11 protein-coding genes are annotated in these 13253 nt (G+C 62.8%); 1 reads left to right on the top strand and 10 read right to left on the bottom strand.

Annotated elements, in window-relative coordinates:
• Positions 1–42: 42 nt before the first annotated feature.
• From VK98_RS00875 to VK98_RS00835, 10 genes are all read right to left on the bottom strand, one after another.
• Positions 43–354: a DUF1484 family protein gene (locus VK98_RS00875; protein ID WP_156187719.1), complete on the bottom strand. Its 312-nt coding sequence runs from the start codon at positions 352–354 to the stop codon at positions 43–45.
• A gap of 11 nt (positions 355–365) precedes the next feature.
• On the bottom strand, positions 366–1697 hold the full coding sequence (locus VK98_RS00870; protein WP_048412233.1) for an amidase: 1332 nt from the start codon (positions 1695–1697) through the stop codon (positions 366–368).
• Between the two features lie 213 nt (positions 1698–1910).
• Positions 1911–2201, bottom strand: a complete 291-nt coding sequence (locus tag VK98_RS00865; RefSeq protein ID WP_048412232.1) for a hypothetical protein — start codon at positions 2199–2201, stop codon at positions 1911–1913.
• A 554-nt stretch (positions 2202–2755) separates the two neighbouring features.
• A complete protein-coding gene (locus VK98_RS00860; protein ID WP_048412231.1) occupies positions 2756–3469 on the bottom strand; it encodes a hypothetical protein in 714 nt (237 codons plus the stop codon).
• Positions 3470–3537: 68 nt separating this feature from the next.
• The gene (locus tag VK98_RS23975; protein WP_048412230.1) at positions 3538–4092 is read right to left on the bottom strand and encodes a hypothetical protein; all 555 of its coding nucleotides are present in this window, start codon (positions 4090–4092) and stop codon (positions 3538–3540) included.
• Between the two features lie 14 nt (positions 4093–4106).
• Positions 4107–6605, bottom strand: a complete 2499-nt coding sequence (locus tag VK98_RS00850; protein WP_156187718.1) for a fimbria/pilus outer membrane usher protein — start codon at positions 6603–6605, stop codon at positions 4107–4109.
• Positions 6606–7316, bottom strand: coding sequence for a fimbria/pilus chaperone family protein (locus VK98_RS00845; RefSeq protein WP_048412229.1), 711 nt, complete (start codon positions 7314–7316; stop codon positions 6606–6608).
• A 132-nt stretch (positions 7317–7448) separates the two neighbouring features.
• Complete coding sequence (locus VK98_RS23555) at positions 7449–8129, bottom strand: hypothetical protein (protein WP_156187717.1); 681 nt, start codon at positions 8127–8129, stop codon at positions 7449–7451.
• A 153-nt stretch (positions 8130–8282) separates the two neighbouring features.
• Positions 8283–9119, bottom strand: coding sequence for an alpha/beta hydrolase (locus VK98_RS00840; RefSeq protein WP_197082925.1), 837 nt, complete (start codon positions 9117–9119; stop codon positions 8283–8285).
• A gap of 267 nt (positions 9120–9386) precedes the next feature.
• Positions 9387–10019 (bottom strand): response regulator, encoded by a 633-nt coding sequence (locus VK98_RS00835; protein WP_048412228.1) that lies wholly within the window; start codon positions 10017–10019, stop codon positions 9387–9389.
• A gap of 115 nt (positions 10020–10134) precedes the next feature.
• Between VK98_RS00835 and VK98_RS00830 the strand changes: the two genes are divergently transcribed.
• Positions 10135–13086 (top strand): ATP-binding protein, encoded by a 2952-nt coding sequence (locus VK98_RS00830; RefSeq protein WP_082158704.1) that lies wholly within the window; start codon positions 10135–10137, stop codon positions 13084–13086.
• The last annotated feature ends 167 nt before the right edge of the window (positions 13087–13253 follow it).

Genomic DNA, 13253 nt, shown 5'->3' with positions numbered 1-13253 from the left:
CGGCGCCGCCGCGTTTTTTTTCCAACGCTGCGGCGCGGCGGCTCAGATCAGGCGATTGAGGCGGTTCAAGCCGCGTTTCAGGCGCTGCTGCACCGGCTCCAGCAGGGCCACTGCCTCCTCGCTGCTGAACAGCAAAGGCTCGTCGCGGCGCTGCAGCAACGTCAGGATGGCTTGCAGGCCGACATGGGCTGAGCGGATATCCATCAAGCCTTGCAACAGGCAAGCGTCCATTTCCGCGCACTGCTCGGCCATCTGGCGGCCAAGCAGGGACAAGGCGGTCCGGTCCGGTTGGGTGTCCAGCAGGTTCTGGTTCAGCTGCTTCAATTGCTCCATCACGGGCAATGGGACTTTCATCGTCGCTCTCCTTAGCGGTTCGCCAGCGCGCGCTCAATGCCGGCGGCCAGCTTCAGGATATGCGCGTCGCGGCCCTGCAAGCCGCATACGCCCAGGCCAATCTGGCCGGTCAGCGGCAGGCTGGCCGCGCAGCCATCCAATAGATTGATCACCGCGCTATTGCGCAGCGCCAGTTGGTTCAAGCGGCCGTAGGCGTCGTCGTCGTCCAGCTCCGCCAGCTTGGGCGGCAGAATCGCCACCGTGGGCATCAGCCAGGCGTCGGCCATGGACAGGCGATGCGCGGCGACGGCTTGCAGCGCCCGGCGCCGCTCCAGCAACTCCAGATAACGGACTGCGCTCTGACCGGCGCCCTGCCGCAAGCCTTGGGCGATGCGCGGGTCGTAGCTGTCGCCGCTCTCGCCCTCCAGCCGCTCCCGATGCCAGCGCCAGGCCTCGGCCGCCGCCAAGCCGCCCTGGGCGTCCATATCCGCAATCCACCCAAGCTCGGGAAAATCGAAACGGATGATGCGGGCCCCCGCCCGCGACAAACACGCCAGCGCGGCGTCGAAAGCCTGGGCCACGGTTGGGTCCGTCTGGTCGGCCAGATAGTCTTCCGTCACGTAGAGCCGGCGTTTTTTCACGTCGGGCGGCTGGCCGCTCGCATGGGCAGGCAGCCAGCCTCCGCTGAGCGCCGCGTCCAGGATGGCGCAGCAGGAGACCGAGCGCGCCAGCGTGCCGATGGAGTCCAGCGACGGCGACAAAGGCAGGCAACCCTGCATCGGCATCCGCCGCGCGGTGGCCTTGAAGCCGACCAGGCCGCAAAAGGCGGCGGGGATGCGCGCCGAACCGCCGGTATCGGACACCAGCGCGGCGGCGCTCAGCCCCAGAGCCACGCTGACCGCCGCGCCGGAACTGGAGCCGCCGGCCACGCGCTCCGGGTCGCCGGGGTTGCGCGGCGTGCCGTAATGCGGATTCAGGCCCAGGCCGGAATAGGCGAACTCGCTCATATTGGTGCGCCCCAACAGCACCGCCCCGGCCTGGCGCAGCTTGCTCACCGCCTCCGCGTCCAGGCCGGCCGGCGCAGAAGGCTTCAGCACCACGGAGCCGGCGGTGGTGACCGCGCCCTGGATATCGAAGCTGTCATTGACCGACAGGGGAATGCCGGCCAGAGGGGTGGAAAAACGCTTGCTTGCGTCGATACGCCGGGCGGCGGCCAGCGCGGCGTGGGCATGCACCTGGGTGAAGATCGCGCCCTCCGCGCCTTGATGCCCGGCAATGGCGTCCAGCGCCCCTTCCGTCAACGCCACGCTGCTGGTGTTGCCCAGCAGCAGATTCCTGTGCATCTGCATCACAGTGGGCTTCATGCGGTCTCCCCTGCTTTGAAGCCGCGGGCCCCCATCCCCTGCGGCTTCCCGACCGATGGCTGGCTGCGGCGCAGACCAAGCTGATGACATTCCGACATAGCGACCTCCTGGCTAAATGCGATGGATGACGAGAGCTCCCCGTTGGATGCGCGCAAGCGCGGCAGCCGCCTCTGGATGTCGGGCGGCGTCTGGTTTTAAAAACGGCCGGCGTGTTCAGCCTCGGCGTATCGTCTTGAAGTCGTCGTCGGCCTTGAGCTGGAAGGCTTGCAGGCGGGCGACGCAATCGTCCAGCGCCTCCAGCGACAGGCGCGCCAACAACTGCAAATGAGAGGAATCGTCACGGCGGCCGCTGGCCTGGATCGCCGTCAGCGTGGAGCGCAACACGGCGAAGCCGTTCAAGGCCAGGGCGCAGGCGTCCATGGTTTGGGACAACAGGTATTGCTGCTCTTGGCTGACGGCCGGGGAGGGTTTGGCGCAAGCGGCGAAGGAATTAGGGGGAGTCATCGCCGTCTCCAAATCCGCCTGGAAGCCTGCTCGGAGATGAGCAGGGGCGTGACAAGGCGGCAAGACCGGCTCCCTTGTTAAGACCGGCAGCCCCGAAAGGCTCCCTGCCACGCCCTGCTCAGATGCGGCGGCTGGAGGTGGTTTGGCTAAAGAAAGAAGGGAAAACAGTGGAGTCATTGCAGTCTCCAAGTCAGCTTTGGAAGCCTGCTCGGATACGAGCAGGAGCGTGACAAGGTGGCAAGACCGGTTCTCCGTGATGTCGACCGGCAGCCCCGAGAGGCTCCCTGCCACGCCCTGCTCAGATGCAGATGCGTGGCAACAGACGTGCAGCGCCCAAGTGGACGCAACATGACTGCGATCACGGAGATTGATAGGCTTGCCTGCCCGGCGCGGCGTTATTTGGCGCAGCGCGAGGCAAAGAGTACTGAGACGGGGGCGGAGCGTCAAGCCGGAGACGGCCGCCCGGACAGGCGGAAAGCGGGAGGGAAGGTTTAAAGAGCCTGTTCAAAGCCCGGCGAACCAAAGCGGGACTTTGAACAGGTTCTTGGCAAGCGTCAAATGGTGGACAGCAGCTTCAACACGGCGGCCGACAGCCTTTCCGCGCACAATCCGATGCCATGCTCGGGCGTGCCCTTATCCCGGCCTTGGCCGTCAATGATATTGCTGACCGCCCGCAAGACCAGCACCGGGGTGGAACCCACCCGTCGGGCGGCGCGCATCACGCCGGAGGACTCCATTTCAATCACGCCGCGGCCCAGTTCCAGCATTGCGGGAAACTTGTCGGCGGGCACCGGGAACTGATTGCTGCTGAAGATCAGCCCCGGCTTCACCCTGGGCAGGGCTTTCAGCTTCGCCAGCCAATAGGGATCCGCGTCCCACTCCGTTTCCAGCTGGCCATGCGTATTGCTGTTAAACAAGCAGGACTCAAACGGCGTGCCTTTCAGGATCTTGTCGATGCCGTAAAGATCCATCTGCACGACCTTGCTGCCGGCGACGACATCGCCGATCTCCCAGCCATCCCCCACCGCGCCCGAGGTCCCCAAAAACAAGACCAGGTCAATCTCGCGCTGCTGCAGCACCGCCAGCGTGGTCAAGGCGGCGTCTTCCGTGCCCACGCCGGTTTCGGCCAGGTAAAGCTGGTGGAGATTGTGTCTAAGGCTGCGACAGGACAAGGCGCCGAGCATGGGGTCCGGCGACCAGGTCGCGGACAGCTGTTGCGACAGGTGGGCGGATTCGGCGGGGAATGCCGACAATAGCAAGATGTTCATGTAGTGCCTCAATCGTAGGTGGTTTAACTGCGAAATCTCGCCGAGGATACGGCGAGTCCTTCCAATCCTTAGCCTGCGCCTTCCAGCAGCAAGCGCCCGCCGCTGTTCAAATGCTCCACATCGCGCGCGCGCAGCGCATCCACCGCCACCTGCGCGTCCACCCAGATTTGCGCGGTGAACAGCTTGCCGCGCGCCGGCTTGCCGTCCGCCACCGCCCATATTCTATGTTCGGCGTCCACGGCCACCTCCGCCGCGACAGGCTCCAACGCCGCCTGCTCGGTGCGCACGGCGGCCAGCAGCACCGGCTGGCCGTCCAGCTGCGCCGCGCCCATGCCCATCCGGTAATGGCCCTTGCCGTTCCACAGCGCCATGCCCTTGGCGGCCGGCTCCGCCTCCAGCCGCAGCCGGATGGCGCTTGGCGCCTCGCATTGGATGCTCAGCGTCATCCGTCGCTTGCCCAAGGCCAGCACCCCGGCCTGGGACCGCCCAAACTGGCCCTTGTTCAACACGCCGTAATCCAGTTGCTCGCCGCTCAAGCGCATCACGCAGTTGTCGGCCAACACGGCCTGGCACAAGAGCAGGCCGGCCAGACCGACCGTTGCCCGCTTAATCATCGACTTCATTCCTTGCTCCTCGCTCACGCTTCCGCCCGGCATACCGCGTCCAGCTGCTCGTAAAACACCTGCTCGTCCACCGTTTCCGGCAGCGCGAAATCCAGCTGACAACGGTTGCCGTTGGCCGTGGTCACGGTCAGCGTCTGCCCCGGCTCGGCATTGTCGAGAAAGACCTTGCCGCCTTCCACCACGGTGGTGACGAAACGATTGTCCGCCGTCAGCACCGATCCGCCGGCGCTCAGCGGCTGGCCCAAACCGTCCTTGACTTCCAGCAACACGCGGCGGGTCTGGAACACGTCGAATTCGACATGACGCACCGCGCCGCGGCTGACTTTCAGCTCCTTGTAACCGTTTTTCAGCTCCACCGTGCGCGGCAAGCTCTTCACGTCCACTTCCAAGCGGCTGACGTCGTAAGCCGTCAAATTTGGGATCACCGCGCGGCCGCCGGCGTCGGTCCACACCGCCCCGCCCGGCGTGTTGACCCGCACCCCGGACACCTTGCCAGTGGACAACACGCCGAAACTGTCCTGGATCTGCGCCGGTGACGCGGTAACTCCGTCGCGATGAAAGGCCAGGCCGCCGCTCAGCCCAGCGGAAAAATGACGGCCGGCGTAGTTCTGCCCCACGCCCAGCCGGGCGCTGGCGTAACGCGGCTGTACGTTGACATTGGCGCTCACCCCAGTACCGCGGCGGCTCTGTTCCGCGCTCAGTTGATAACCCCAATACTCGTTGACGGTTTCGCTGACCGAGGTATTCAGGCTGGTGTCGCCGCCGCTGCTGCGCACGGTGCTGTTGATGCGGCGTTTTTCCAACGGCAGGCTGAAGTTCAGATACCAGGCTTGATAACGACGGCCGTCAAAAGAGTTGCGGCCGTTCTCCACGTTCAGATTCAGCGACATCCGCTTGAAGGAGCGGCCCCAGCTGCCCAGCCAGCGGCTGCTGACATGCCCGTCGAAACTGCGGCTGGAGGAGTAGGACAGCCGGAAGCTGCCGGCGCGCTGATGGCTCCAGCCCAGAGAGGCGGAATACTGGGCGCGAGTGCGGCGCTTGCGCGCTTCGCCGGCCTGTTCTCGACCATAAGCCGTCATCGCCTCGCCCAGGTCGCGGTAGCCCTCGGATTGAAACGAGGCCGACAAGGACGCGCTCATCGCCTCGCTCATCCGCGTGCTCATCGCCCAGTTGGATTGATGACCGAACACGCCCTCTTCCCGCGCATGGGAGCTCACGCCGCGCACGCTCAAGCTGGTATCGGCGCTCAGGCCGACATCCGCCCCCAGGCCCAAGGCCTGATATTGCGGCGTGCCCAGCGCGCCCAGCGTCCCTTGCGCCCGCGCCCCCAGCGCCCAACTGCCGGAACCGGTCAACAGCAAGGGTTCCTCGCCGTCATCGGCAACATCGCGCAAACGGCCCATGGCCAGCGAATAGCCCAGCGGCGCGGCCGCATCCAAGCCCAGGCTTGCCGCCGGCACGGTGAAGCGCCGCTCGCCGCCGTCGCTCTCCGCCACCGTCACTTCCAGATCGACATGGCGGTTGTTGAGACGAAGGTTATCAAATGAAAACGGCCCGGCCGGCACTTGCGCAACATGGATCAACACCCCCGCCTGCCGCACCTCCACCCGCGCCACGCTATTGGCGATGCCCTCCACCCGCGCGCCGGGGCCGCCCTGCTCCAGGCCGCTCTCCGGCGTCCATTGCGCGCCCAGCAACTGGCCGGCGGCAAACAGCGGGCTGTCGACATTGATCACCCCCAATTGCAGACGCGCGCGCTGGGAGACAAAGGAGCGTTGGGCGTAAGCGCCCAGATCGCTAAACCGCCCTTGGCCGTTATTGGAGTAGTAGAACTGGCGGCTGCGCACAATCCAGTCGCCAACATTGACGCCGGCCTCGGTGTCCAGCGACAAGCTGCGGCTACCGCTGCCCAGACCTTGATAGCTGCTCGCGCTGAGGTCGTAGTTCAGCATGCCGCCGACGCCGCCGCTTTCCAGCTGAATCTCTTCTTGCGGCTGCGGCAGGATGGCCGCGGTGGGCACCAGCAAGGCCACCCGGTTCAGATTGGGGTTCAGCTGCACCTGGGTCTGCGGCCAAGCGCCGACAAAGTCGTAGCAACCCGGCGCCACCGAGACGCCCTCCGCCTCATCCGGCGGCGGCCCTTGCAAACGCGCCCGCTCCAGCAATGCAGGGCTGAAGCACAACTGGCCTTGCGCGTCGAACTCCGCCTCCACCTCGCCCAATGCCTCGCCATTGAGCGACAAACTCACTTGCTGACGCCCCTCGGCAAAGCGCGGCTTGCCGCGAAAATACTCGGCCAAGGCCGGGTCCAGTCCGCGCGCGCGTAAAATCTCAGCGTCGAACATCGCCTCGTCGGCCACTGCCGCGCCCAGCGCCAGCGACGGCGTCGCGCCCAAGGCCAACAGCAAGGCCGCCGTCAGCGGCCGGCGTTTCCAGGGCCTTGTCGGCAGCCGGGTGCCCGTCCACGCCTCCCCACGCCCGCAGTAGGCCGGGAGTTCATGCCAAAGCGCCAATTAGCCGGCCTTGACCGTCAACGGCGCGTCGTAGCTGTCCACGCTGAAGCCGTACAGAGTAGCCGGGTACAGCCTGACTGCCTCGGCCTCGACATCCGTAACCAGGAACGACAGTGTTTGCCCAGGCAACACATAACTACGCCCCAGTTGCACTGCGGTGCCCTGTGGCTGGAGATTCACTACTTGCGCCATCCTCACGACATAAGGACTGTCGTTTGTCAGTGTCAGCTGACCATCATTCAAGGACCATTTTAATAATTTCCACGGTTCTCGGTTTACCGGCAAGCCCTTGGGGTGAATCACCAACGGGAGGTTTTGCCGTACGGCAATCGCCACTTGCACACTATCCGAATTTGATTTTTGTGGTATCCCCTCAAAAATCACGCGTTTCAAACGCTGCGTTTGCAAAGGTTTTTTAAGCTGCAACATAAAGCGCACTTGCTGCCACTCCCCTGCCTCAACCCGAGCCACTGGCGGCGTCAACATCACCAACGGTTTCTCACCCTCATCCTCCGGCAGGTTTTCAATTTTTGAGTACAAAAGCAAGGGCTGCTTATCGGTATTTTGCAACAACATGGCACCAGCAACATCGGCTTCATTTAGCAGCAAGACCGAAGTCGCTGGCTGCATGCCCCCCGCCATACAATTAGCAACGACTCCAAATATAGCAATACACCAGCCCACTACTGCTCTTTTTCTCAACCTACTCATATTCACACTCTTTAAAACAACACCCCGGTACAAATCTATGCAACCCGGGGTGCCAAACCAGCCAGTGCAAAAGCATCCACCTATCAAAAACTAGATATTTATACACTAGCCAATAGAATTAAAAAACGACCATTAAAGGTAATGCAACTCCAATGTCGCCACTCCCTCGAACTCAGCCTTATCTTTCACCACCAGCTTTCTATCAATAAAAATAGAAGGCCTCACAGCAGAATGCCATTCCTTAAACCCAAGAGGAGTCGCTTCGACACCATCTTTCGCCATAGGGGCATAATAATATCCAGAGAAAACCTTATCTGAATTAGGCTCCTTCTTCCAAGAACCTACCTCCTTGTTCTCAGACCTAGCATAATCAGCTTTAACCAAGCTTTCCTCTTCGCCTACTATCACCTTATTATGATCATTCGAAACAGTAAAACGAAAATACCCTACCTTAGCATCCCCAATAAAACCTAAACCAAACCTGTCTTTATGCCCATCACCATGAACAGAGCCCGGATTATTATCGACAAACCTGACTGACATCTGTTGCACAGCATCGCACCTTACTTTAAAAGGCATATCGTCGCCCTTTCTTTCCAGGAAATCACCTTTCCCCTCTTGCAGGATCTTCGAATCAAACGCTCCAAAATCCTGAACCTCATTACCGTAAAAATCCACCACACAAGCCGCCGGCTCAATAGTGCCTTTTAAAATAAATTGCCCATGCGCCAATGGACCTTCTGACTTAGCCAAGCCTGCACAAAGCATAGTGAATGTAGCGGCAGCGCAAACCACAACTTTTGAACTCAACATAACAATCTCAATATAGAAACCAATAGGAACAATAACTGTACGCTTTTATTTCAACACAATATATCTGACCAGTACTAAATCAACAAAAATCATCCACTCCACGCAAAACATCACAGAAGCGCCTTATTCAAGAATCACAAGATTCAGCACCTCTTAAAAACCCTTAATTGCACCACCCCATGCAGGACTATCACGCCGATAACAACCATCATGATCACCCCCCTTCATAAACAACTTGGCTTTAGGCTGAGGACTGAGTTGATATAGGCGTTCGCCCAATTCCACCGGCACCACCTCGTCGCCAGAGCAATGGATGAATAGTTTCGGCGCGGCAATGACCGGCAATTTGGAATAGGAGGAGAAGTTATGGCGGATCAGCGCGTCAAACGGCAGCCATGGCGCGGTATAGGATTTGGCGATGTCCGCGACGGACAAGAAACCGCCGTCGATAATCACCCCGTCCACACCCAGCGACACCGCGGCCATGTCCATGGCGATGGCGCCGCCCAGGGAGTGGCCGTACACCAGATGCTTGGACGCCTCCGGCGACAGCTTCTTGAACGCTTGCCAGGCGGCCCTGGCGTCGGCATAGACCGAACGCTCCGAGGGCAAGAACCATGCGCCGCCGCCGTAGCCGCGGTAATCGATCGCCATCACCGCCAGACCCAGCCGGCGCAGGCTGAGGATCAAATCGATATCGGTGTGCAAGGTGCTGTCGTTGCCGTGCAGGAACAGCACCGCCGGCGCGGCGGGCGATTCGGCCGGCAGCCACCACGCATGCACCAGGCCGCCGCCCTCCGCCTTGGGAATCGGCAGCCAGGCTTCTTGGTAACGCACCCCGTAATCTTGCGGGGTTTTGCCGGTCTGATACGAAGGGCTGAGGATGAAATAGCGCTGCGCCAGCTCCCACAAGCTCATCGCCAGCAGGATGGCGGCCAACAGCGCCAGTATTTTCTTAAGCGCGCCACACTTTGCTACATCACAAGCCATCAAGAACACCAGCCTCAAAATAAAAGCCATCTCCGCCCAGCCTGGGCGAAATCCAACCTTGAAGCATAGCCTTGCTCAGAATGAGGGGATATTTGACCAGTACGAAATGCGCGCCCAGGCAGTACCAGTGGTGCGACAAGGAGGCTCAACGCAGGATCAGGGGTTTTGTTAGCCGGTCTTAGCGACGAGGAAGACAAATGAGGATGGCGGGAACCCTCAGCCGGAAAGCGGCACCAAGGAGGGTGCCGCGGGCGGAAAGGAAAAATGTCAGGACTTGAACAGCAACAAAAGATCGGCGTCGCGTTCCGCGCCCAGTTTGCGCATGGCGCTGGCTTTCTGGGTGCTGATGGTTTGCTTGCTGCGCTTGAGCTTGGCGGCGATGTCGTTCACCGTCAGGCCGGCGACGAAGAGCCTCACCACCTCGGCTTCGCGCGCGGTCAACGCGCGCTTGGCGGTGGATTGGGCCAGCCCGTCCGCCTCCAGCAAACGCTCCACCGCGGGAGAGTAGTACGGCGTTTTGGCCCTGGCGGCGTACAAGGCCGGCAGCAGGTGTTCGATGGCGTCCGATTTGCTCAGGATGCAGTGAATGCCCAGGCCGCGCAGCGAGCGCACCACCAGCGCGTTGTCCATCATGGTGAGCACCACGATGCCCAGCGTCGGATACAGGCGGCGCAAACGCTCGAACATGGCCGCACCGTCGCCGGACTCGCAGCCCGGCATGGAATAATCGGACACCAGCACATCGCAAGGCTGGCTGGCCAGCAAATCCCACAATGCGGTTGCGCTGCTTGCCTTGCCCGCCACGCGGACGGCGCGCCGGCTTTGCAACACATGCTCCAGGCCGCTGAGCACGGTGGGGTGGTCGTCCGCCAGCAATACCTTGATTTCCTCTGTCTCCATGTCGCTCACATAAAAATGATATTTATTGTCGAGAAACTCTATTTTTATAGATAAGCAAACATCCTGAGCGCGGTCAACTCCCCGCTCAGCAACTCCGCCACCGTCAAATCCACGCATGCCAGACTCACGCCCAAACTCATCCACCCTTCGTCCGCTCAGCCGCCTGCGCCGCATTCAGCGCGCCACGCTGTTTGGCGGCGGCATTGTCCTCTCGCTGGCGCTGCTGGCTTTGACCGCCCTGACTTTGTGGTCCTCCGGCAAAGCGATGCTGTCCGACCGGCAGCAGGTGTTCGACGCGGAAAACACCGCGCTGAAAGTCATCCTCCGGGGACACGCGATCGATCTCTACCATCAGGTCAGCCAGGCGGAGGCCAACTGGAAAGCCCAGATCAAGGCCAGCCCGGCGCTGGCGCGCCAGTTCGACGCCGACCAGGGCCAGGCCTGGCTGCCGGCCAGCTCCGGCCATCCCTTGGCGCTGGCCTTGGGCCCGCGCCCGGGGCTGCCGGCCGCCACCCGCTTAGGACCTTATCTGGCGCTGGCGGAACAAACGGTCGACACGCTGTGCGGCGGCGACTGCGAGTTGAGGAAGTCTGAAACCGCCTATCTGTACAGCCCGGACCGGCAGTTCCTGACGATAGCCTCGCCGCTGCTGTCTCCGCTGGCGCTGACCCCGCCCGGCGCAAGAGCCCGGCTGAGGCGGGAGGTGTTCACCGGCATGCCCAGCCCCGCCGTGCCGACGGCCAACGGCCAGACCAGCCGCAACCCGGCCTGGCTGGCCACCGCCGCCGCGCCGCTGACCGGCCGCCCCGCCATCCGCCTGGCGCAAACCGCCGTGGTCGACGGCATCCCCTTCGCCGTGTTCGCCCGGGACATCCGCATCGACACCTTGCTGAATACCTGGCGCCCGGACGTCAATGACGAAACCACCTTGCTCGCCAGCCCCTCGGACGCGTTCTATTTGGGCTTTGGCTATCAGGCGGCCCAGGGTTCGCAGCTGATCGCGACGCTGCGCAAAATGGCTTTGCCGGCGCTCAACGAAGCGGTGTCCGATCTCCAGTACCGCGACGGTCTGTTCATCCTGCGCGCCCGCCTGCCGGCGCCGGCCTGGATTCATATTCAGGTGTTTGCCTGGCATGCGCTGCTCAACGATCTGCGGCTGTCGCTGATCACCAACCTCAGCGCGTTGCTGTTTGCCCTGAGCTGTCTGTGGATTCTCATCCTGTTGCTGGACCGGAGAATCTTCAAACCCGCCTTCAGTAGCGCCCAGCGCATTTTCGAAAGCGAGAACCTGAACCGCATCATGGTGGATACCGCCCCCTCCGGCCTGACGCTGCTGTCCATCGCCGACGGCACCGTGCTGCTGGAAAACGAAGTGATGCGCCAGTGGGCGCGGCAGGGCTGCATCGCCCGCCCGCCGCTGCATCTGCAATTGCTGGACACCCACCAGACCGCGTCCCCGCTCGGCACCACGCCTTGCCACCGGGACATTCAGTTTGCGCTGGCGGACGGCAACGCCATGGAGCTGCACAGCACCACCATGGCCACGCGCTATCAGGGCATCCGGGTCCTGCTGTGCAATGTGGTGGACATCACCGCGCGCAAGGCGCTGGAGCGCCAGCTGGAAAGCGCGCGCCAAACCGCGGAAGCGGCCAGCCAGGCCAAGTCTTCCTTCGTGGCCATGGTCAGCCATGAAATCCGCACCCCGCTGCACGCCATCGTCAGCAGCCTGGACTTGCTCGGCCGCGCCCGGCTCGCCGCGCCGCAGCAGCAGCGCCTGGCCGTAGCCAAGCACTCGTCCCAGGCGCTGCTGGCCATCATCAACGACATCCTGGACCTGTCCAAGGTGGAGTCCGGGCTGATGAGCGTGGAGACCATTCCCTTCGATCTGGCCGCACTCGGCCATGAGGCCGCGGCCAGCATGGAGCCGCTGGCCCGCGCCAAGGGCCTGGAATTCTCCTGCATGATAGACGCGCAATTGGCGCCGGCTTATCTGGGCGACCCGGGCCGCGTCCGGCAAATCATGCTGAACCTGCTCGGCAACGCCATCAAGTTCACCCTCAGCGGCGAGGTGCAGCTGGAGATCTATCTGCAGGACGACAGCCGCGCCGACTCGCCGGTAATCATCGGCGTGAGCGACAGCGGCGTGGGCATTCCCGCCGAATACCACGACCAGGTGTTCACCGAATTCTCCCAGGCCGACGCCTCCATCACCCGCCGCTTCGGCGGCACCGGCCTGGGCCTGTCGCTCTGCAAGAAGCTGGCCGAGTTGCTGGCGGGAACGATTGAATTCACCTCCAGCCCCGGGGTGGGCAGCACCTTCGTCGTCACCCTGCCCTTGCCACCCTGCGCCGCCGCGCCTGTCGCGGCGCAGCCCGCCGTCTCTCCGGGCCCGGCCTCGCCGGCGGCCCGCATCCTGGTGGTGGACGACCACCCGGCAATCCGGGCGCTGATTCAGGACCAGCTGCGCGAGCTGGGCTACCAGGCGGACATCGCCGCCAACGGGGCCGCCGCGCTGGCGCTGGCCACCCGCCAGGATTACGCCTTGGTGCTGACTGATCTGAGCATGCCGGACATCAGCGGCTACAGTCTGGCCCAGGCCCTGCGCGACAACGGCTTCTCCGCGCCCATCGTCGCCATCACCGCGCACGCCGGCAACGCCGAACTGCCGCTCTGCGCGCAGGCCGGCATAGACGAGCTCATGCTCAAGCCCTTTACCCTGGAGGAGCTGGACGGCGTGATCCGCAAACACCTGGCGCTGCGCCCGGCCAGCGTTCGCCCGCCAGCCGGCCCCGCCGCGCCCTTGCCCGCCGCCCGGCGCGCAGAACTATTGAGCGCGCTGGACCACTCCATCCAGCTGATGCGGCAGGCGCTGGAACGGATGGACCAGCAAGTGTTGATGCAGCAATTGCACGCCACCAAGGGGGCTTTCGCCATGGCGGGACAAGCGCCGGTGGCGCAGTTGTGCGCGGAAATTGAACAGTTGGTCCAGGCCCGCCGACGCGAGGAAACCGGCATGCGGCTGGACAAGCTGGCGGAGCTGGCGCATGCGCGATTGGCCCAATCGTGAAAGCGCTATCGCCGCCTGGGCGGCATCGGCGACAATGGTCAAACGCTTAGAAGCTGTTTACGATCTGCTGCGCATCGGTAGAGACATTGTGCGATGAGTGCCCGCTTCGAAATGCTCATGTACCACGCGTACATTCCACTTTCTCAGCGGTTTTCGCCTTGTCTCGC

The organism is Chromobacterium sp. LK11, assembly GCF_001043705.1.
Lineage (GTDB): Bacteria > Pseudomonadota > Gammaproteobacteria > Burkholderiales > Chromobacteriaceae > Chromobacterium > Chromobacterium alkanivorans.
This window is presented reverse-complemented; position numbering and strand designations above follow the sequence as displayed.